This window comes from Actinophytocola sp. KF-1 (assembly GCF_054661535.1).
The window spans coordinates 90,354-110,726 of the sequence record NZ_BAAFVK010000009.1; the positions used below are offsets into that span (position 1 = coordinate 90,354).

The 20,373-nt window shown below is 72.0% G+C and carries 17 protein-coding genes and 1 pseudogene; 11 read left to right on the forward strand and 7 right to left on the reverse strand.

Annotated elements, in window-relative coordinates; genetic code table 11:
• Position 1: 1 nt before the first annotated feature.
• On the reverse strand, positions 2-1,663 hold the full coding sequence (locus ACYQ77_RS26635; protein ID WP_459715980.1) for an NPCBM/NEW2 domain-containing protein: 1,662 nt from the start codon (positions 1,661-1,663) through the stop codon (positions 2-4).
• A gap of 262 nt (positions 1,664-1,925) precedes the next feature.
• On the opposite strand from ACYQ77_RS26635, the gene ACYQ77_RS26640 reads away from it, so the two are divergent.
• The gene (locus ACYQ77_RS26640) at positions 1,926-3,053 is read left to right on the forward strand and encodes a S1 family peptidase (protein WP_459715982.1); all 1,128 of its coding nucleotides are present in this window, start codon (positions 1,926-1,928) and stop codon (positions 3,051-3,053) included.
• Here ACYQ77_RS26640 and ACYQ77_RS26645 read toward each other — a convergent pair.
• Genes ACYQ77_RS26645 through ACYQ77_RS26655 form a run of 3 tightly spaced genes read right to left on the reverse strand, consistent with a single transcriptional unit; the run spans position 3,036 to position 6,404 of the window.
• Complete coding sequence (locus ACYQ77_RS26645) at positions 3,036-4,373, reverse strand: cation:proton antiporter (protein ID WP_459715983.1); 1,338 nt, start codon at positions 4,371-4,373, stop codon at positions 3,036-3,038. The genes ACYQ77_RS26640 and ACYQ77_RS26645 overlap by 18 nt on opposite strands.
• Positions 4,370-4,867, reverse strand: coding sequence for a flavin reductase family protein (locus ACYQ77_RS26650; protein ID WP_459715985.1), 498 nt, complete (start codon positions 4,865-4,867; stop codon positions 4,370-4,372). Before ACYQ77_RS26650 ends, ACYQ77_RS26645 begins: the two co-directional genes overlap by 4 nt.
• 1 nt (position 4,868) lies before the next feature.
• Entirely contained in the window at positions 4,869-6,404 is a 1,536-nt protein-coding gene (locus tag ACYQ77_RS26655) for a tryptophan halogenase family protein (protein WP_459715987.1), read from the reverse strand.
• Positions 6,405-7,825: 1,421 nt separating this feature from the next.
• Here ACYQ77_RS26655 and ACYQ77_RS26660 point away from each other — a divergent pair.
• From ACYQ77_RS26660 to ACYQ77_RS26700, 9 genes are read left to right on the forward strand one after another with little or no spacing between them, the layout of a single operon-like run.
• A complete protein-coding gene (locus tag ACYQ77_RS26660; protein WP_459715988.1) occupies positions 7,826-9,184 on the forward strand; it encodes a DegT/DnrJ/EryC1/StrS family aminotransferase in 1,359 nt (452 codons plus the stop codon).
• Positions 9,181-10,029: a transketolase gene (locus ACYQ77_RS26665; RefSeq protein ID WP_459715990.1), complete on the forward strand. Its 849-nt coding sequence runs from the start codon at positions 9,181-9,183 to the stop codon at positions 10,027-10,029. Before ACYQ77_RS26660 ends, ACYQ77_RS26665 begins: the two co-directional genes overlap by 4 nt.
• A complete protein-coding gene (locus ACYQ77_RS26670; RefSeq protein WP_459715992.1) occupies positions 10,026-10,985 on the forward strand; it encodes a transketolase family protein in 960 nt (319 codons plus the stop codon). Before ACYQ77_RS26665 ends, ACYQ77_RS26670 begins: the two co-directional genes overlap by 4 nt.
• Positions 10,986-10,995: 10 nt before the next feature.
• On the forward strand, positions 10,996-11,172 hold the full coding sequence (locus ACYQ77_RS26675) for a lysine biosynthesis protein LysW (RefSeq protein WP_459715994.1): 177 nt from the start codon (positions 10,996-10,998) through the stop codon (positions 11,170-11,172).
• Positions 11,169-12,032, forward strand: a complete 864-nt coding sequence (gene lysX / locus ACYQ77_RS26680) for a lysine biosynthesis protein LysX (RefSeq protein WP_459715996.1) — start codon at positions 11,169-11,171, stop codon at positions 12,030-12,032. Before ACYQ77_RS26675 ends, lysX begins: the two co-directional genes overlap by 4 nt.
• Positions 12,029-13,051 (forward strand): N-acetyl-gamma-glutamyl-phosphate reductase, encoded by a 1,023-nt coding sequence (gene argC, locus ACYQ77_RS26685; protein ID WP_459715998.1) that lies wholly within the window; start codon positions 12,029-12,031, stop codon positions 13,049-13,051. The genes lysX and argC overlap by 4 nt, the downstream gene beginning before the upstream one ends.
• Positions 12,972-13,880 (forward strand): [LysW]-aminoadipate kinase, encoded by a 909-nt coding sequence (locus ACYQ77_RS26690; RefSeq protein WP_459716000.1) that lies wholly within the window; start codon positions 12,972-12,974, stop codon positions 13,878-13,880. The genes argC and ACYQ77_RS26690 overlap by 80 nt, the downstream gene beginning before the upstream one ends.
• Positions 13,864-14,904: a M20/M25/M40 family metallo-hydrolase gene (locus ACYQ77_RS26695; RefSeq protein WP_459716002.1), complete on the forward strand. Its 1,041-nt coding sequence runs from the start codon at positions 13,864-13,866 to the stop codon at positions 14,902-14,904. Before ACYQ77_RS26690 ends, ACYQ77_RS26695 begins: the two co-directional genes overlap by 17 nt.
• A gap of 10 nt (positions 14,905-14,914) precedes the next feature.
• Positions 14,915-15,841: a DMT family transporter gene (locus ACYQ77_RS26700; RefSeq protein ID WP_459716004.1), complete on the forward strand. Its 927-nt coding sequence runs from the start codon at positions 14,915-14,917 to the stop codon at positions 15,839-15,841.
• 7 nt (positions 15,842-15,848) lie between these two features.
• Here ACYQ77_RS26700 and ACYQ77_RS26705 read toward each other — a convergent pair.
• Together ACYQ77_RS26705 and ACYQ77_RS26710 are read right to left on the reverse strand one after the other, a co-directional pair.
• Positions 15,849-16,949 (reverse strand): annotated as a pseudogene (locus tag ACYQ77_RS26705) (MFS transporter); the annotation flags it as partial.
• Positions 16,949-18,013 carry a GNAT family N-acetyltransferase gene (locus tag ACYQ77_RS26710; protein ID WP_459716006.1) on the reverse strand — a complete coding sequence of 355 codons (1,065 nt, stop codon included), beginning with the start codon at positions 18,011-18,013 and terminating at the stop codon, positions 16,949-16,951. The pseudogene ACYQ77_RS26705 and the gene ACYQ77_RS26710, both read right to left, overlap by 1 nt.
• A 115-nt stretch (positions 18,014-18,128) precedes the next feature.
• On the opposite strand from ACYQ77_RS26710, the gene ACYQ77_RS26715 reads away from it, so the two are divergent.
• Complete coding sequence (locus ACYQ77_RS26715) at positions 18,129-18,578, forward strand: GNAT family N-acetyltransferase (protein WP_459716008.1); 450 nt, start codon at positions 18,129-18,131, stop codon at positions 18,576-18,578.
• A gap of 769 nt (positions 18,579-19,347) precedes the next feature.
• Here the strand turns inward: ACYQ77_RS26715 and ACYQ77_RS26720 are convergent.
• Entirely contained in the window at positions 19,348-20,343 is a 996-nt protein-coding gene (locus tag ACYQ77_RS26720; protein ID WP_459716010.1) for a LacI family DNA-binding transcriptional regulator, read from the reverse strand.
• Positions 20,344-20,373 lie beyond the last annotated feature (30 nt).

The following is a 20,373-nucleotide window of genomic DNA, read 5'->3' on the forward strand; positions in this document are numbered from 1 at the left end:
CTCAGGAACAGGTGATCGTCGCGTCGGCCCAGTCCGCGTGGTCGTAGCGGGGACCGTCCACGGTGGGCAGCACCGCGAGGTGGACGTACTGCAGCCCGGTGACGTTGGCGGTGACGCGTTTCGGCCCGTCGCTGCCGCGGACCACGCCACTGCTCGCCAGCATCGCGCCGCCGCCCCACACCTCCAAGGACACGCTGCCGTTCGTGCCCGTCTCGTCGTCGAGGCCGACCCACGCCTGGAAGCTGGTGCACCGCCCCGCGAGGTAGTACCGGACCTCGCTGCGGGCGTGCACGCCGAGTCCCCGCGCGTACGTGGTGCCGCCGATGGTCAGCGTGCGCCCGTCGCCCGCGGCGCGTTCGCCGTTGCTGCGGTCCCGTTCGACCGGGCCCCACGCGCTGGCCGACAGGCTCGCGGGCAGCGCCGACACCTGCGTGGTGCCCGGCGGCGGCGCGGTGAACGTCCCCGCGCGGCTGACCCGGTACACCACCGTCGCGTGTGCGGGCACCGCCGCGCTGATCGTCCCGCCGGTGGTGGTGACGGCCTTGCTCCACAGGTCCTTCAGCCGGTAGGACGTGGCGTTGCCGAGGCCCGCCGCGGCGGCGGTGGTCGAGATGGTCGCGGTCGCGCCGGTCTCGTTGAACAGCGCCACGGCGACGTCGCCGTTGTCCAGCGGCTTGGTCAGCACGTGCAGGCCGTTCGCGGAGCTGATCTCCTCGGCCTGCACGCCGAGCCCGTCCTGGTTCAGCGCGATCACGTCGCGGTTGGTGAGGATGTCGAACGTCTCCTGGCCGACGCGGCGCAGGTCGGAGCCGATGAGCAGCGGCGCGTTCATCATGGCCCACAACGAGAAGTGGCTGCGGTACTCGGTCGCGGTCATGCCGCCGTTGCCGACCTCGAGCATGTCCGGGTCGTTCCACGCACCGCGCTGCGCGTTGACCGCCAGGCCCACGTTGGCCTTGAAGATGCCGAGCATGCTCGCCCAGTTGTCGGAGATGTCGCCGGTGGTGCGCCAGCTGTTGCCGACGGGCTGCGCCCAGTCCCACGGCGCGTTGGCGCCCCACTCGCAGATGGAGAACAGGATCGGCCTGCCGGTGGCCGCCAGCGCGTCCCGCATCCTCGTGTACCGCTCCTGCGCGGACTGGCCGAGGTGGTCGCCGCAGTTGTCGTACTTCAGGTAGTCGACACCCCACGACGCGAAGAGGTTCGCGTCCTGCTGCTCGTGCCCGATCGCGCCCGGGAAGCCGAGCTCGTTGCAGGTCCTGGTGCCCGCGCTGGTGTAGATGCCGAACTTGAGGCCCTTGCCGTGCACGTAGTCGGCGACCGCCTTGATCCCGTTGGGGAACCGCACGGGGTCGGGCACGAGGTTGCCCGCCGCGTCGCGTTGCGGCAGCGCCCAGCAGTCGTCGAGGTTGACGTACGTGTAGCCGGCGTCCTTGAGGCCGCGCGCGACGAAGATGTCCGCGATCTGGCGGACCATCTGCTCGTTGAACTCGGCGCGGCAGTGGGTGGCGTTCCAGTTGTTGAACCCCATGGCGGGTGTCCGCGCGAGCCCGTTCTCGAGCGCCGCGGCCCGGGGCGCCCCGGGCCGTGCCGACGACCCGACGACCGTCAGGCCCGCGAGCAGCAGGACGACCACCACACCCAGCACGGTCCGACGCGTCATTGCGCAGCCCCGATCCTTCAGTGCCCTCGACCACGCCCATCGTCGAACGCCCGAACACGTACGGTCAAGACTCGACAACAGAACGTGCGAATTTGGTTGAACCACTGATCGGATGTGCGAACCGCCTCGGCGCTCCCGTTCGGCGGGTGAACGAAATCCCAGTGTGGTCTAGACCTTGACGCGACCCTGCTCCACATACCACGGTTAGCCGTGAGAGCGCTCTCACGAACTCTCAACCCTGCTGAGAAACGAGAGCACCACGATGAACAGAACACGGAAGATCTGCGCGTCCGCGGCGGGCGCGCTGTTGGCGCTGGGCGCCATCGTGGCCGGTGGGGGCACCTCCACCGCGGCCCCGGCGGCGTCGGCGGACGGCTTCCTCGCCGCCATGCAGCGCGACCTCGGGCTGACCGCCGACCAGGCACGCACCCGCGTGCACCAGGAAGCGTCGGCCATGGCGATCGAGCCGGCCGCGAAGGCCGCCGCCGGCACGTCCTACGGCGGGTCGTGGTTCGACGCGAAGACCGGCGAGCTGGTCGTCGGCGTGTCCACCGCGGACGCCGCGGTCCAGGACGCGGTCCGCGCGACGGGCGCGACGGTGGTCCGGGTCGGACGGCCGCTCGCGGCGCTGGACGCGGCGAAGGCGAAGCTGGACACGATGAAGGCTCCCGCCGACGTGGCTGCGTGGCGGGTCGACCCGCGCGCGGGCGGCCTGGTCGTGACCGTCCGGGAGGGCGGCGACACGAGTGCGTTCCTCGCCGCGGCGCGGAAGCTGGCGCCGGTGACCGTCGAGGAGGTCGCGGCCGCGCCGACGACGTTCTCTGCGGGCACGGTCGGCGGCGACCCGTACTACATCAACGGGAACACCCGCTGCTCGATCGGCTTCTCGGTGCGCGGCGGCTTCGTGAGCGCGGGCCACTGCGGCGGCGTCGGCAGCAACGTCGTCGGGTGGGACGGGTCGTGGATGGGCACGTTCGCCGGTTCCTCGTTCCCCGGCAACGACTACTCGTTCATCCGCACCGGCGGCGGCTGGTGGCAGGCGCCGGTCGTGCTCGGCTGGGGCACCGTGCCGGACCGCCTCGTGCGCGGCTCCGCCGAGGCGCCGGTCGGGTCGTCGATCTGCCGTTCGGGTTCGACCACGCACTGGCACTGCGGCACGGTCCTCGCGAAGAACGAGACCGTCAACTACGCGCAGGGCGCGGTCTACCAGATGACGAAGACCAGCGTGTGCGCGGAACCCGGCGACTCCGGCGGCTCGTTCATCACCGGTGAGCAGGCCCAGGGCGTCACGTCCGGCGGGTGGGGCAACTGCTCGTCGGGCGGGCAGACCTGGTTCCAGCCGGTGAACGAGATCCTCGGCGTCTACGGGCTGTCACTGGTCACCGCGTGACCCTCGGGAGCCGTCACCGCCGCGCGCGGTGACGGCTCTCATCAGCGGGCCGGTCGCCGCGGTCGTGAGCACCGCGACCAGCACCAGGATGGTGAAACCCAGCTCGTTGACCAGCCCGTACTGCAGGCCGATCGCGGCCACCACCAGCTCGGTCACGCCCCGGCAGTTCATGAGCGTGCCCAGCCGCACGGCCTCCCGGCCGGGCAGTCCCGCGAGGCGCGCGCCGCCGCCCGCGCCCGCGAACTTCGACGCCGTCGCGACGGCGAGCACCAGCAGGAACAGCAGCCAGTTCGCCACCGACTCGCCGAGCAGGCCGACGGACGTGCTCAGGCCGACGCCCGCGAAGAACAGCGGCAGCAGGATGGCGATCGCGAACCCCTGCAGCTGCTCCCCGATCCGCGTCACGGCGGGTGCGTTCCTGGGCACGGCGACGCCGAACAGGAACGCGCCGATGACCGGGTGCAGCCCGATCAGCTGCGTCACGCCCGCGTAGCCGAGCGCGCCCACCACGAGCGTGCCGAGCAGCAGCTGATGCGACCCGGCCCGGGCCACCAGCGTGCGCAGCGCCGGCCGGACGCACAGGACGGTCACCACCACCAGCGCGACGGCGAGCCCGGCGGTGGTCGCCACGTCGCCGGTGCCGGACAGGCCGGTGCCCGCGAGGATCACGGTGAGCGCGAACCACGCCACCCCGTCGCCGACGGCGGCCGACGACAGCGCGGTCGCGCCGAGCCGGGTGTCCGCGAGGCCCAGGTCGACGAGGATCCGCGCCAGCACCGGCAACGCCGTGATCGACAGCGCGAGCCCGAAGAACAGCACGAACCCGGTCCCGCCGTCGCCGAGGGCGGGCGCCGTGAGCGCGACGCACGCCCCGGCGGCGAACGGCAGCCCCATGCCGCCGAGCACGGTCGCCCCGACCACCCGCCTGCTGCCGATCCTGTCGGTCCGCAGCTCGCAGCCGAGCAGGAACATGAACACGATCAGCCCGAGCTGCGCGGCGTGGTTCAGCGCGGTCAGCACCGGCGCGGGGAACAGCCAGTCCTGCGCGGCGGGGAACGCGAGGCCGAGCACCGACGGGCCGAGCAGCAGCCCGCCGACGACCTCGCCGAGCACCGGCGGCTGCCCGAACCGGCGCAGCACCGCGCCGGTCACGTGGCACACCAGCAGGATCACGGCCACCGAGAACAGGAACCTGGCCACGGGGTCGGCCGGGTGCCCCTCGACCAGCGCCGGTCCCCACATCGCGGCGGCGGCGACCAGCACCACGAGCCCGCCGACCACGCCGGGCCACGACTGGCGGCGGGTGGTCTGCGCCGTCACGGGACCGCCACCTCCGCCCAGCTCGCGAACCGCCGCATCCCGTACAGCAGCGGGATCTCCGTCCGCTGTTCGGTGTGGACCACCTCCCCGAAGACCGCCACGTGGTCACCCACCGCGACGGCCTCCGCGACCCGGCACTCGGCCACCGCGAACGCGTCCTCCATCAGCCACAGCTGGCCCGTCTTGCCGAACTGCCAGGGGATCCGCTCGAAGCGGTCCGGCACGGCGGAGGAGAACACCTCCGCCGCCCGGCGACCGCCCTCGTGCAACAGGTTCACCGCGAACCGGCCGCTGTCGCGGATCGCGGTGAGGGTGCCGCTGCGCACGTCCAGGCACACCATCAGCGTCGGCGGGCTGACCGTGACGCTGGTGAGGGACGTGCACGTCAGCCCGTGCGGCCTGCCGTCGCGGCCGACCGCCGTGATGACCGTGACACCCGTGCAGAACGTGCTCATGAACGACCGGAACTCGTCCGGCCCGGACCCGTCCGACACGTCAGTCGTTGATGCTGGCGAGGTACTCGTAGCAGCTCGGGAGCGCGGCGACGAGCTGCCTGCCCTCTTCCTTGACACGCGCGAACTCCGCGTGTGCCCTGGCGGGGTCCATGTGCCGCAGCGCGGGACGGGGTCCCGGTGGCACGACCCCGAGCCCGAGGTTCATCGTGTTCCACGAGTAGGTCTCGAACCCGTGGAAGTACGGGTAGACGGTCTCCTGGTCCAGCAGGTGCGACCGGGCCAGCTCGATGCGCGCGGCGAGCGACTCCGGCATGGCGCGGATCTTCGCTTCCTTCCAGTACGGGGTGTCGTCGCGGGCCGCGGACTTGTAGTGCAGGACGAGGAACTCCTTGACGCCGTCGACCATGTGCGCCATGCGGTTGTTGTAGTCCTGCCGCAGCCGGGGCTCCCAGTTCTCGTCCGGGAAGTGCGCGACGAGCTGCTCGATCGCGTTCTGGATGAAGAAGATCCCGGTCGACTCGAGCGGCTCGACGAACGCGGCGGACAGCCCGATCGCCACGCAGTTGCGGATCCACGTCTCCTTGTTGCGGCCGATCCGCATCCGGATGTGGTTGGCCTCCAGGTCGTCCCGGCCCGGCGCGACGGCGGCACGCAGCTCCCGCTCCGCCTCCTCGGGCGTGGTGAACTCGTCGGAGTACACGTACCCGTTGCCGTTGCGCCGGAACAGCGGGATCGTCCACATCCACCCGGCGCTCATGGCGGTCGCCGTGGTGTAGGGGCTCATCTCGGTGGCGTCCTCGCGCGGCACCCGCAGCGCGACCGCCCGGTTGTTGGGCAGCACGTCGGCGAACGACTCGAACTCCCCGCCGAGCGCCTGGTTGATCAGCAGCCCGCGGAAGCCGGTGCAGTCGACGAACAGGTCACCCCCGACGTCCCCGTGTTCGGCGGTGCGGACGTGTGCGACCCAGCCGCGCTCGTCCAGTTCGACCGACTGGACGTCGTCGCGGACGTGCCGGACACCGCGCGCGGTGGCGTACTCGGCGAGGTAGCGGGCGACCTCGTCGGCGTCGAAGTGGTAGGCGTAGGGGAACTGCGCGCGCTGGTCGGCCAGTGTGGAGCGGCCGAGCGAGCCGTCCAGGCCCGACGCGAACAGGCTGCCGTCGAGCATGCGGGGCGCGCGTTTGGCCTCGCACAGGGCGTGGGTGAGGTAGCAGGCCTGGTCGAACGGTTCGGCGCGGTCACCGGCCAGCCACCATTCGGCCAGGCTGAAGCCGTCGACGACCCGCAGCCGCTCGAACGGGTGGTAGAAGTACCCGCCCGGGGTGCTCCAGTTCTGGAAGCGGATGCCGAGCTTGTAGCCACCCGCACACCTGGGGAGCCATTCGCGCTCGTCGAGCCCCAGGTAGTCGAAGAAGTGCCGCAACGTGCTGAACGTCGCCTCACCGACGCCGATGCGGTTGACCCGCTTCGACTCGATCAGGGTCACGTCGATTCGGTCCGTGAAGGCGGCCTTGAGATAACTGGCCGTCATCCAGCCGGCGGTGCCGCCACCGACAATCACAACGGATCGGATCATGCAGAGGATCTCCTAGCCGCTTGGACACGATGTGTAGTTGTTGGACAACGCTCCGAGCGTAGCGAGGGTGTAAATAGACTGTTTGTCGTACCGTCCGTAGCAATTGGATTACCCCACGTGCGCCGAGCAGGCATTTTCCGGCTCGGTAAAGATCATTTCGTGATCATTCCGGGCCCGTGGTGTCCTGAAAGGCGCTTTCATGTCGCCTTTCAGGACAGTCGGCCCCTCGCCGGGCCGTGCGCGCGGTGGGCCGTCGCTGAGGGTTCACCAGCCCGCAACGGGACGGACGCCTGCACGCCGCCCCACGTTGATCATGTCCCGGCCACCGACAGGGCCCGCTTCGCGGGCAGACCGCGGTGCCGCGAAAGCCCCTTCCGCGGCACCACCTCGGGCGCAGCGGGCCCACCCGCCGACACATGATCACCAAGGAATTCCAGGCCCCCCGATGATCATCTCCGACCGGCAGACAGGCGACCAGCTCCCCGGGCACACCGCGGTGCCGCGAAAGCGCATTTCGCCGCACCGCCCTGGGCGCTGCGCGCCTGGCCCGCGCAGCGGGCCCACCTACCGACACATGATCACCGAGAAATGCCAGCGTCGAACGCCGCGACCACAACCCCAACGATCATGCCCCGGCCTCCAAAGAGGAGACCCGCTCCGCGGGCACACCGCGATGCCGCGAAGCGCCTTCGCGACACCACCTCGGGCGCTGCGCGCCCGGCCCGCACAGCGGGCCCACCCACCGACACACGACCACCGGCGCATTCCGGTTTGAACGCCGCACTCTCGTCCACCGCCTCACCGATGATCACGTTCGGCCGCCGACAAGGGCCCGCTTCGCGGGCAGACCGCGGTGCCGCGACAGCACCCTTCGCGACACCACCACGGGCGCTGCGCGCCCGGCCCGCGCAGCGGGCCCACCCACCGACACACGATCACCAAGGAATTCCAGAGTCGAACGCCACAACCACAAACCCATCCCCACCGATGATCACCCGCCGACAGGCGATCCGCTTCGCAGGCAGACCACAGTGCGGCGACAGCACCCTTCGCGACACCACCACGGGCGCTGCGCGCCCGGCCCGCGCAGCGGGTCCACCCGCCGAAAGGCCGACGGGCGACCAGCTCCTCGGGCACACCGTGCCGCGAACGCGCCTTTCGCGGCACCGCCCCGGGCGCTACGCGCCCAGCCCGCACAGCGGGCCCACCCACCGACACACGATCACCGACGAATTCCGGGGCAGGACCTGGACTCACCCCCGGTCCGCACTTCCGCCCGCCGGTCACTGGCCGCTGGCGCACCGCTGGAACCGCATGATCATTGGGAACTCCCCGGTGCGAGCGCGGGGAAACCGCGATGAGAGCCCCGATTTCTACCTTTTGTTTACGACGTGAGGGCTCGTGGCGCGGTGAGGAGTGTCATGAAGGCGGATCTTGCGATGTTCGGCGGGAAGCCCGCGGTGCGGCCGGAGTACCGCAGGCTCGAGTGGCCGGTGGTGACCGACGCCGACCGGGAAGCTGTGGAGCGGGTGCTCGACAGCCGGAAGTTCACCGTTGGCGCCAAGAACGAGGCCGAGATCCACGGTCTGGAGCGGGAATGGGCCGAGTTCTGCGGCACCCGCTACGCCGTCTCGGTCAACAGCGGCACGGTCGCGCTGGAGCTGGCGCTCGCCGCGCTCGGGCTGCAGCCGGGTGACGAGGTGATCGTCCCCGCGCTGAGCTACGTGGCGACCGCGATGGCGCCGCTGTACTCGCTGGCGATACCGGTCTTCGTCGACATCGACCCGGTCACGTTCAACATCGACGTGTCGCAGATCGAAGCGAAGATCACCAACCGGACGCGCGCGATCGTGCCGGTGCACCTCGCGGGGCTGCCCGCCGAGATGGACGAGATCCTCGCCCTGGCGAAGAAGTACGACCTGCTGGTCGTCGAGGACGCCGTCCAGGCCCAGGGCGGCACGTACCGCGGCCGCACCTGCGGCTCCATCGGCGACGCGGCCGTCTTCAGCCTCAACGTCGAGAAGAGCATCCCCACCTGTGGTGAGGGCGGGCTGGTCGTCACCGACCGCGAGGACGTCGCCGAGCAGATCCGCAGCCTGCGCATCCTCGGCGAGGACCTGTCCACAGAGGAACGGCTGTACGTCTCCGCCACCCGCGGCTCGAACCTGAAGCTGTCGTCCGTGCTCGCCGCCTTCACGCGCTCGCAGCTCGCGCGTTTCTGGGAGTACCAGCACAAGCGCGACGCCAACACCCCGGTGTTCATCGACCGGCTGGCGCAGCTGCCCGGCATCGTGGTGCCGACCGTGCCCGACGACCGCACCCACATGTGGCACATGCTGCGGTTCCGGTTCGACCCGGAGGCCGCGGGCCTGCACGGCGTCACGCCGGGCCGGTTCCGCGCCGCGCTGCGCAGGGCGCTGCTCGCCGAGGGCGTGCCGCTCACGCACTACCAGATCATCCCGCTGCCCGGGCAGCCCGTGTTCCAGGAGAAGAGCGCCTACCCCAACGGCCTCCCCTGGTCGCTGCCCGGCACCAACCCGCAGCGCTACGACCTCGCCGACTACCCGGTCACGTGCCAGGTCATCGAGGACTCGCTGTGCCTGCGGCGCATGCACCTCAACCCGGACGCCGGCCCCGCGCTCGACGAGTACGCGACCGCGTTCGAGCGGGTGTGGGACAACCTCGACCGCATCGGCAAGTTCGCCCGTGCCCTGCCGTACGAGCCGCCGTGGCACGCGGTGCCGAACGGGCCGCGACTCCCGGAGGCGAAGGCGGCATGAGCGTCGAAGCACTGGCAGGCGCGTCGCCGGTCGGCGACCTGGTCGGGTTACACCGCACCGCACTGGCCGTGCGGGAACACGTGCTCGCGATGGGCGCCGGTGCGGTCGGTACCCACATCGGTGGCGCGCTGTCCGCTGTGGACATCCTGGTGGCGCTGTACCGCGAGGTGCTGAACGTGCGGCCGGAGGAGCCGGACTGGCCCGACCGCGACCACTTCATCCTCAGCAAGGGGCACGCATCGGCCGCCCTCTACGCGACGCTCGCCGAGTGCGGGTTCTTCCCGGTGGCGGAGCTGGAGACCTACGGGCGGTCGACCGGGCGGCTGATGGCCCACCCGACCCCCGCCGTGCCGGGTGTGGAGTTCGCGACCGGCTCGCTCGGGCACGGGCTCGCGCTCGGTGTCGGGCTGGCGCTCGCCGCCAAGCGCGCGGGCAAGGACAAGCGGGTGTTCGTGCTCATGGGCGACGGCGAGCTGCAGGAGGGCTCGGTGTGGGAGGCCGCGATGGCGGCCGCGCACTTCGGGCTGGACAACCTGACCGCGATCGTCGACCGGAACCGGCTGCAGATCAGCGGGTCCACCGAGGACCGGATGCGGCTCGAGCCGCTCGCCGACAAGTGGCGCGCGTTCGGGTGGCAGACCTCCGACGTGGACGGTCACGACTTCGGGCAGCTGGTGCCCGCGCTGCGCACCCCGCCCGCGGCGGGCAGCCCTGGCGTGCTGATCGCGGACACGGTGAAGGGCCGCGGGGTGCGGCACCTCCAGCACCGCAAGCAGAGCCACTTCGCGAAGCTCGGGCCGGAGGCGTACCGGAGAGCGGTCACGGCCCTGCGAGCGGCGGCATGACCACCACGCTGGCCGAGTCCGACCGGGCCGCGTACCGCGCGGCCCTCGTGGACCTGGCCCGCAACGACCCGCGGATCTGGTGCCTGGACTCGGACATGGGCGGCCTGGAGAAGCAGTTCCAGGCCGAGCTGCCGGACCAGTACGTCGACGTCGGCATCGCCGAGGCGAACCTGATGTCCATCGCGGCGGGGCTCGCGAAGAGCGGGATCCTGCCGTGGGTCAACACGATGGCGGCGTTCGCGTCGGCGCGTGCGCTGGAACAGGTGAAGCTCGACATCGCCTACCACGACCTGCCGGTGCGGATCGCGGCCACGCACGCCGGGTTCTCCGCCGCGCACTACGGCCCGACGCACCACGCGCAGTCCGACCTCGCGGCGATGCGGACGCTGCCGAACATGACCGTGCTGACCCCCGCCGACGCGGCCGAGACCGTCCGGCTCGTCAACGCGGCCGCGTACCTGCCGGGACCGGTGTACCTGCGGCTGGGCCGCAACCCGATCGACCCCGTCTACACCGACGAGGTCCCGGTCACCGTCGGCGCGGCGATCGAGCTGCGTCCCGGTGACGACGTGACGATCGCCGCCGCCGGTGCGCTGCCGGTGCGGTTCGCGCTCGACGCGGCCGCCGAGCTGGCCGCGCTCGGCATCGGGGCGCGGGTGCTGAACGTGCACACGATCAAGCCGATCGACGTGGCCGCGCTCGTCGCGGCCGCCGAGCAGACGGCGGGCGTGGTGGTCGTGGAGGACCACTCGGTGCTCGGTGGTCTCGGCGGCGCGGTCGCGGAGGTGCTCGCCGAGCACCGGCCCGCGCCGGTGCGCAGGGTCGGGATCGCGGACGCGTTCTGCGGCAGGCCCGGCACGCACGCCGAGCAGCTCGCCGAGGCGGGTGTCTCCGCGGCGCACGTGGTGTCCGCCGCGCTCACGATCACTCCACCGGTTACGTCCATCTGGGATTGAAGGAGGAACCATGACAACCGCGGTGAGCACCTGCCCCGACTGCACGGAGGCCGTCCCGGCCGCCGACGACGTCCGGGTCACCTCGATCGTCGAGTGCCCCGGCTGCCAGGCCGAGCTCGAGGTCATCGGCGTCGACCCGGTCGAGTACGCGCTGGCGCCCGACATCGAGGAAGACTTCGGGGAATGACCCTCGCGGTCCTGACGACCCGCACGCGGCTCGAGGAGCGGCTGATCTTCGCCGCCCTCGAGCGGCGCGGGCTCGCGTACGCGCAGGTGGACGACCGCACGCTGGTCCACCGCCTCGGCGACCACGGCGGGCCGCGTTACCGGGGTGTGCTGAACCGGATCATGTCGCACACCCGCAGCGTCTACGCGACGCGGATCTTCGAGGCGACCGGCCACCGCGTGTTCAACGCGAGCCACGTGGTGGACGTGTGCGGCGACAAGATCCTCACCTCGCTCGCGCTGGTGCGCGCGGGTCTCCCCCACCCCGAGACCGTGGTCGCGGTGACCCCGGACGCGGCGCTCGAGGCGATCGAGCAGGTGGGTTACCCGGCGATCCTCAAACCCGCGGTCGGGTCGTGGGGCAGGCTGCTGTCGAAGGTGAACGACCGGGACGCGGCCGAGACGCTGATCGAGCACAAGCAGTCCATGAAGGCGCCGATCCACAACGTGTACTACGTCCAGGAGTACGTGGACAAGCCGGACCGCGACATCCGGGTGGTCGTCATCGGCGACGAGGTGGTCGCCGCGGTGTACCGGCGCTCGGACCACTGGATCACCAACACCGCGCGCGGCGCGACGACCGCGGTGTGCACGGTGACCGACGAGCTGCGTGACCTCGCGCTGCGGTCGGCGGCCGCGGTCGGCGGCGGCATCCTCGCCGTGGACCTGCTGGAACGCGCCGACGGCGAGCTGCTCGTCACGGAGGTCAACCACACCATGGAGTTCCACGGCCTGTCGGCGGTCGCGGACGTGGACGTCGCCGACCTGGTGGTGGCGTACGTGGACCGCAACAGCCCGTACGAACTGGCGGAGGCGGCATGAGAGCCACAGTCGTGGGCGGCAGCGGCTACATCGGCGGTGAGCTGGTGCGGCTGCTGCTCGGCCACCCCGAGGTCGAGCTGGCGTACGTCACCTCGAACAAGTACGCGGGCCGCCCGCTGCGGACCGCGCACCCGAACCTGCGCGGCCGCACGAACCTGACGTTCACCCCGGACGCCGAGGTCGGCGAGTCCGACGTGGTGTTCCTCGCCGTGCCGCACGGCGCCGCGATGAAGGAGATCGACCGCTGGGCCGCGCTCGCGCCCCGCGTGATCGACCTCTCCGCCGACCACCGCATCCAGAGCACCGACCTGCGCGAGCGCTACTACCCCGGCGGCGTGCCCGACCCGGAGTGGCTCGCGCGGTTCCAGGCGGGCATCCCCGAGCTGAACCGCGAGAACCTGCGCGGCGCGACGCACATCGCGGTCGCCGGCTGCATGGCGAACGCGGCGATCCTGGCGTTGCACCCGCTCGCCGCGGCCGGGATGGTCGCCGGCACCGTGCTGGTCGACGCTCGCACGGGCTCGTCCGGCGCGGGCCGCGTGCCCGACGAGGGCAGCCACCACCCGGAGCGCAGCGGCGTGCTGCGGATGGCGAAACCGCACGGGCACCGGCACATGGCGGAGATCATCCAGTCGTGCCGGATACCGGTGTACATGTCGGTGACCGCGGTCGAGGCAGTGCGCGGCGTGCAGGTCGTCTGCCACGTCATGCTGACCGAACCGGCCACCGAGCGGGACGTGTGGGCGGTCTACCGCGACGCCTACCGGCACGAGCCGTTCGTCCGGCTGGTGCGGGAGCGGTCCGCCCTGCACCGGATGCCGGAGCCGAAGCTGTTGTCCGGCACCAACTTCTGCGACATCGGGCTGTCGCTCGACGAGGGCGGCGAGCACCTCGTCGTGGTGTCCGCGATCGACAACCTCGTCAAGGGGGGTGCGGGGAATGCCGTCCAGTGCCTCAACATCGCGGCCGGCTGGGACGAGACCAGCGGGCTCGACTTCATCGGGCTCCACCCGGTCTGAGCGGTACGTCGTCAAGCTCGGCGGGTCGCTCGACGACGGCATCACCGGCCCGTGCGCCGACATCCGCGAGCTGGTCACGGCCGGTGCGGAGGTCGTGGTCGTGCACGGTGGCGGCGCGGCGGCCGACCGGGTCGGCGCCGAGCTGGGGCGCCCGCCCCGGTACCTCACCGGGCGCGGCGGGCGGCGCAGCCGGTACACCGACGCGGCCGCGCTCGACGTGCTGCGGCTCGGGATCCTCGGCCGGGTCAAGCCGGACCTCGTGGTGGCGCTGGCGAACCTCGGCGTCCGCGCCGTCGGTTTGTCCGGTGTGGACGGTGGGATGGTCACCGCGACCCGCAACAAACCCGCCCGCGCCACGGTCGACGGGGTCGAGGTGGTGGTGCGGGACGACCTGTCCGGCCGGATCTCGTCCGTGGACCCGGCCGTGCTGGAGGCGCTGCTCGGCGGCGGGTTCACACCGGTGGTCTCGCCGCCCGCGCTCGGCACCGGCGGCGAGACGCTGAACGTGGACGCGGACCGGTTCGCGGCGGCACTCGCGGTCGCGCTGGCGGCGGACTGGCTGGTCGTGCTGTCGGACGTGCCGGGCCTGCTGGCCGACCGCCACGACCCGGCGAGCCTCGTGACGGAGGTGCCTGCCGGCTCGCTCGACGCGTACCTCGCGGCGGCGGACGGGCGGATGAAGGTGAAGGTGCGTGCCGCCGCGGCGGCGTGCACGGGCGGGGTGCGCAACGTCGTCCTCGCCGACGGGCGGGTGCACTCCCCCGTCCTGGCGGCGTGTGCGGGTGCCGGGACCAGGTTCGTGGAGGAGCGTCATGTCGAGGCGTGCTGAGGACCTGCTCACGCGGATGGTCGGGATCCCGTCGGTGTCCGGGAACGAGGGCGCGCTCGCGCGGTTCCTCGTCGAGGAGATGCGGGCGTGGGGCTTCGAGACCCACCTCGACGAGGCGGGCAACGCGATCGGGCGGCGCGGCGACCCGGACGCGCCGATGATCCTGCTGACCGGGCACATGGACACGGTGCCGGGCGGTCCCGCGCCCCGCCGCGACGGCGACCTGCTGTACGGGCGCGGCGCGGTCGACGCGAAGGGCCCGCTCGCCGCCATGATCTGCGCCGCGTCGGAGGCGTCCGTCGAGGGCGTGCAGTACGTGGTGGCCGGGGTGGTCGAGGAGGAGACGTACGGCAAGGGCGCCACGCACCTCGCCGAGTGCTTCCGCCCCGCCGTGGCGTTCGTCGGCGAGCCGAACGGCTGGGCCGGCGTCGGGATCGGCTACAAGGGCCGCGTCATGCTGCGCTACGCCGTGTCCCGCCCGTCGGTGCACACCGCCTCGCCCGAGGAGAAGGCCAGCGAGGCGGCGGTCGGGTTCTGGCAGGACGTGGTGGCGTACTGCGCGTCGGTCACCACCAGCGAGAAGGCGTTCGACCGCCCGATCGCGACCCTCAACGAGATGTCGGGCGACATCGAGTCGGCCCGGCTGGTGATCTCGGTGCGCACGCCGCCCGGGTTCGACCTGCCCGCGTTCGAGGAGTTCCTGGGCGGGGTCACCCGCGACGGCGTGCTGAAGATCGACGACCGCACGCCCGGCGTGCGGGTCGACCACCGGGGCGCGGCCGTGCGCGCGTTGTGCGCGGGCATCCGGGCCCGGGGCGCCCGGCCCACGTTGAAGCTCAAGACCGGCACGGCGGACCTGAACATCGTCGAACCGGTGTGGGGCGTGCCGATGGCGGTGTACGGCCCCGGGGACTCCGCGCTCGACCACACCGACGACGAGCACATCTCGTTCACCGAGTACGCGGCCGCGATCGACGTGCTGCGGGACGCGCTGGACCACCTGGCGGTCGAGCTGCGCCAGTAAGGTGGGCCTGGTGCCGTCCCGTGTCGCGTACCTGGCCATCCTGGTGTCGGTCGTCCTGTGGGGGCTCGCGCCGGTCGCCACCCGCTACCTCGTGCTCAACGCCGACCCGCTCGGCGTGCTCGGCATCCGGTTCGCGCTCTGCTCGCTGTGCTACCTGCCGATGCTGCCGTGGCTTCGCCTCGGGGAGGTGCGGTGGGACCGCCGCTCGCGGTGGCTGGTCGCGGCGTGCGGGGTCGTCGGGGTGGTCGGTTACAACGTGCCGATGACGCTCGGGATCCGGGACGTGCACGCCGGGTTCGCGGGGATCCTGCTGTCGACCGAGCCGCTGTGGATCGCGCTGCTGTCGGTGGTGGTGCTGAAGCACAGGCTGACCGCACCACTCGCCTGGGGCCTCGCGGTCGCGTTCGCCGGGGTGGTGACCCTGAGCGTCGGCAACGGCCTGACGGTGTCGGCGTCCATGTTCGGCGGCGCGGCGCTGGTGCTGCTCGGCGCGTTCATGTGGGGCGCCTACTCGGTGGCCGTCGGCCCGCTCGTGCGGCGGTACGGGGCGCTGCGGGTGTCGGCGGTGACCATGTGGATCGGCACGGTGCCGCTGCTCGCCATCTGCGCGGCGGGGGTGCTGTCCACGTCGCTCGACGCGACCGGGTGGGTGATCCTCTTCCTGTACGGCCTCGGGCCGAACCTGATCGGGATGCTGGCGTGGAACTACGGCCTGTCCCGCGTGCCCGGCCCGCAGGCGGGGCTGCTGCTGAACCTCTACCCGGTCGTGAGCGTCGCGGGCGGCGTCACGCTGCTCGGGGAGCCTCTGACGCTGCTGACGGTGCTGGGTGGTCTGATCGTGCTGGCCGGACTTCTGCTGTCGCAGCTGCGGATGTCGGGAAGTGCCGGCGCCACCGAGACGCCTGCGACGCCAGAACGACCACCAGCAACCCGCTGAACGCACCCAGCAGGACGAACGACGTCCGGCCGGTCAGCTCGTACAGCACCACGCCCGCGACCGGGCCGACCACGTTCCCCACGTCGGACACCAGCCCGAACAGCCCGAACGCCGTGCCCTGGCTGTCGGCCGCGGACTTCAGCTCCACGATGCCGCGCCGCGCGGTCAGGAACAGGATCGCGTACCCCACCATCACGACGAGGAACGCCGCCGCCACCGGCACCACCGACGCGCTGATCGCCATCGCCGCCAGGCCCGCACCGAGGATCGCGAGGCCCGCGCCGATCATCGGCACCAGCCCGAAGCGCTCCGTGTAGCGGCCGAGCGCCCACATGCTGACCGCCGACGTCGCGAGCCCGACCACGAACACGACCGAGATCGCGCCGCGGGCCGAGCCCTCCGCCGCGCCGCTGAGGTACAGCGGCAGCAACGGTTCCAGCGCCGTGTACACGAGGTGCGTGAACAGGTCGAGCACGCCGAGCACCAGCACCCACGCCCACCAGCGGTTGCGGCCACCGGCGGACTCGACGGGTGCCGCGTCCTTCTCCACCGGCGCGTCCGGGATCGCGTGCAGCAGCCCGAACGCGGTCAGCGACGTCACCACCGCGCCCACGACGAACAGCGTCTCCAGGCCGAACGGCGCGGCCACCCCGGCGATCAACGGGCCCAGCAGGAAACCCGCGACGGCCGCCGAGCCGAAGTTGCCCATCATCCGCCCGGCCGCGATGTCGTACCGCTTGCACAGCGCCGACATGCCCGCGTACAGGGCCGGGGTCACCAGCCCTTCGCCGATGCCCCACACGAACCGGCCGGCCAGCAACGTCACCGCGTCGGTCGCGAACGCCGTCAGCACGATGCCGGCCGCGGCCACGTTCAACGCCACGCACGCCACCGCGCGCGGCCGCCACCGGTCCACCCACCACCCGCCGACCGGCTGGAACAACGCCTTCGCCGCGGCGAACAACGCGAACACCAGCGCGATCGTCACCGGGCCCGCGCCGACCCGCTCCTCCAGGTCCGGCACGAACGGGATCAGCACCGTGTAGGAGGCGTTGACGCTGATGACCGCGAGGAGCAGCAGCAGCGCACGGCTGCGGCCGGAGGTCATCAGTTGCCCTCGATGTAGGCGTGCAGCACGGCGTGCATGCCGCGCACGGCCATCGCCAGCTCCGGCCGTGCGTGCGGCGCGTACACCAGCGCCCACAGCTCGGTCGCGGCGAGCCCGTGCCGCTCCTTGAACCGGTAGTTGTCGCGGCCCCACTCGATGCGCCGCATCCCGTTCTCGTACGCCCACTGCGTCGACCGGTACATCAGCGCGATGTAGGTGCTGTACTCGCGGAGGCTGTGGTAGTCCACGCCGCCGCACATGAACGTGACCTCGGCACCGCGGCGGAACCCGAAGAACACGCCGGCGAGCCTGCCGTTGACCTCGGCCGCCGCCAGCAGCGCGCCGGGCACGTCGAGCATGCCGTGCAGTGCCGCCTCGTCGAACAGGGCGGGCCACTCGTTCTTGTCGCTCGTGTCCACGGTGAGCGGGAACGCGGCAGGCACCAGCGCGTGCGCCTCGTCGCCCTCGACCATCCGGACCGTCAGGCCGCGTTCGGCGCCGCGGCGCAGCCGCCGCTCGACGTCCCGGCGGATCTTGTTGTCCAGCCGGTACAGGTGGTCGGTGAACGTGCCGGCCACGTCGATCGCGTACGTCCGTTCCAGGTGGATGGTGCCCACCGGCGGGCCGGCGACCTCGAGCCAGCTGTCGACGCCCTCGCTCGTCAGGTTCGGCACCACCAGCACGTCGGCGGCGCCGTCGCGGATCCAGTCCATGGCGGTCGCGTACGCGCCCTCGACCAGCGGCTCGGCGACCGGGCCGCGCTTGCCGTACATCGAGTACGGCGAGCCGGCGAACACGATCGGGTTGCCGAACCGGCCGGACAGCTCGCACTGCAGCTCGTAGCCGTGCCAGAACGGGGAGAACGTGGTCTCGTACAGCGGGAGCACGTCCGGCCCCGAGCACACGTAGGCGTGGCGGGTGCGCTGTTCGACGCCGATGCGTTCCCACCCGCGCAGCCAGCCCGCCGAGTCGTACAGGCAGCTCGCCGCCACCTCGTCGGGTACCCGATCGGACACCGTCCAGCCGTACGCCGGATCGATCCGTCCCGTGCCGGTGACCGTCACACCGCACCCCCGCTCGCGCCGAGCTGACAACCGCCTCGAACGTAACGACGGGCGGTAACCGGCCGCCCGCGCCAGCCTCGCGCCACGGTTGTGCCCGGGCCGCTAGATTGCGGCCGTGGAGTTCGAGATCAACGACGACCGGAGCCGCGTCGACCGGGACGTCCTGTGGGAGTTCCTGTCCACGAAGGCCTACTGGGGACGCTTCCGCGACCGCGAGAAGATCGAGCGGCAGCTGGCGGGCGCGTGGCGGGTCGTGGCCGCGTACCGCAAGCCCGACGGCGCCATGGTCGGGTACGCACGCGCCGTCTCCGACGGGGAGACGCAGGCCTACCTCGCCGACGTGTTCGTGGTCGAGGAGGCACGCGGGCACGGCGTCGGCAAGGCACTCGTGCACGCCATGATCGAGGAGGGTCCCGGCCCGTACTTCCGGTGGATGCTGCACACCCTCGACGCGCACGACCTGTACCGCCCGTTCGGCTTCGCCGAGCCGGACGGCACGTACATGGAGCGCAAGGGCCGCAACATGGACGTGTTCGGCCTGCACGGCACCGGCGAGCAGGGCTGAGCCTGGATTCCTCGCTGGACTATTCGCCCCGGCTCGCATGGCATTGCTTTCGGGCACGCTATGCGGGCCGGGCGCTGCGCGCCCGGTCCGCACCGCGGTCGCGCCCGCCACGCAAACCGCGGGCACGCAACGCCCGACAGACCTGCACCCAACCGCTGCACATAACCCCACAACGCCGCCCGCGACGCGGGCGCGCAGCACCTGAACCACACCGCGTTCGCGCCCGCCACGCATCCGAAGCAAGCAACGCCAGCAAACCTGCAGCCAACCAGGTACAGAGCCTCAAGATCCTGCCCCTGCGCGGGCCGGGCGCGCAGCGCCCGGCCTGAACCACACTGGGTTCGCACCCGCCAGGCAGCGGCCCGGCATGCACCCAACCCGCGTACAGAGCCTCAAGCCGCGACCCGCTGCGCGGGCCGGGTACCCAACGCCCGGACAGCACCACCGCGTGCTCGCGCCCGCCACGCAACCGCGGCACGCAACGCCCGACAGACCTGCACCCAACGCTGCACAGAACCCCAAACGCCGCCCGCGACACGGGCGCGCAGCACCTGAACCACACCGCGTTCGCGCCCGCCACGCATCCGAAGCAAGCAACGCCAGCAAACCTGCAGCCAACCCGGTACAGAGCCTCAAGATCCTGCCCCTGCGCGGGCCGGGCGCACATTGCCCGTGGTGAGCCTGCCCCGTTTCCGAAGGCCACCCGCGCTTCCCATGCGGTGGCGAGCGTGGTGAAGGGTCCTTGCTCCGGAGCCCAGCCGGAGCGCTGTCAGTGCTCGCCGGGCGGGCCGATCGTCTCGCCAGGGACCGGTGGGCAGGGCAGCAGGCGTTGCGGCGTGGTGGGCTGCTCGGTGATGAGGTCCACCAGCAGCCGGACCGCCGCGCCGCCCATCTCCCGGTACGGGACCTCGAAGCCCGTCACCTCCGGTGCGCTGCCGGGCGGGCGGCCGAGCACCGCGAGCGACACGTCGTCCGGGACCGTCAGCCCGGCCGCCGCCAGCGCCCCGCGCACCGCGGTGTACGCCGCGCCCGTGTCGGTCTCCTCCACCACGACCGCGGTCACGCCGTCCGCCACCCACGAGCGCACCTCGCCGGTCGTCAGCCCGCCGGACAGTCGCGTCACCGTGGCCCCGGCCTGGCGGACCCCGCGTTCGCGGTCCGCCGACGACGGGGCGTCGTCGGTCTCCCGCACGTACCGGATCCGCCGGTGCCCCAGCGCGCGCAGCCGCGCCACGAGGTCGGCCGACGCGGTCACGTAGTCGGCGCCGACGTACGGGATCCGGCCGCCCAGTTCCGGACGGCGTCCGATGTAGACGATCGGAAAGCCGGAGTCGACCAGGCGGGCGATCGGCTCGTCGGGCACGTGCCTGCCGAAGAACAGGCAGCCGTCCGCCACCCGCACCCGCCGGATCGCCTCGGGGCTGCGGCCCGCGGCACCCGTGAACAGCACCAGGTCCTGGCCCAGCGCCGCCGCCGCGTCCTCGACCCCGACGAGGATCGGGTAGTACGAGTCGGCCACGTCGGTCGGGAACGTCGTGCGGAACGTGTACAGCCCGATCATGTTGGTCCGCGCCGACGCGAGCCTGGTCGCCACCGGGTGCGGCACGTAACCGAGGTCCTCCGCCACCGCCAGCACCCGCCTGCGCGTGGACTCCGCCATCCGCACGCCCGCCCGGTTGCCGCCCAGGACCACCGACACGGTCGCCTGGGACACCCCGGCGATGCGGGCGATGTCGACCTGCCTCGGCGGCCGGCCCGGTGGCATCGCGGCCTCCCCTCGCCAATCCGTATCAGC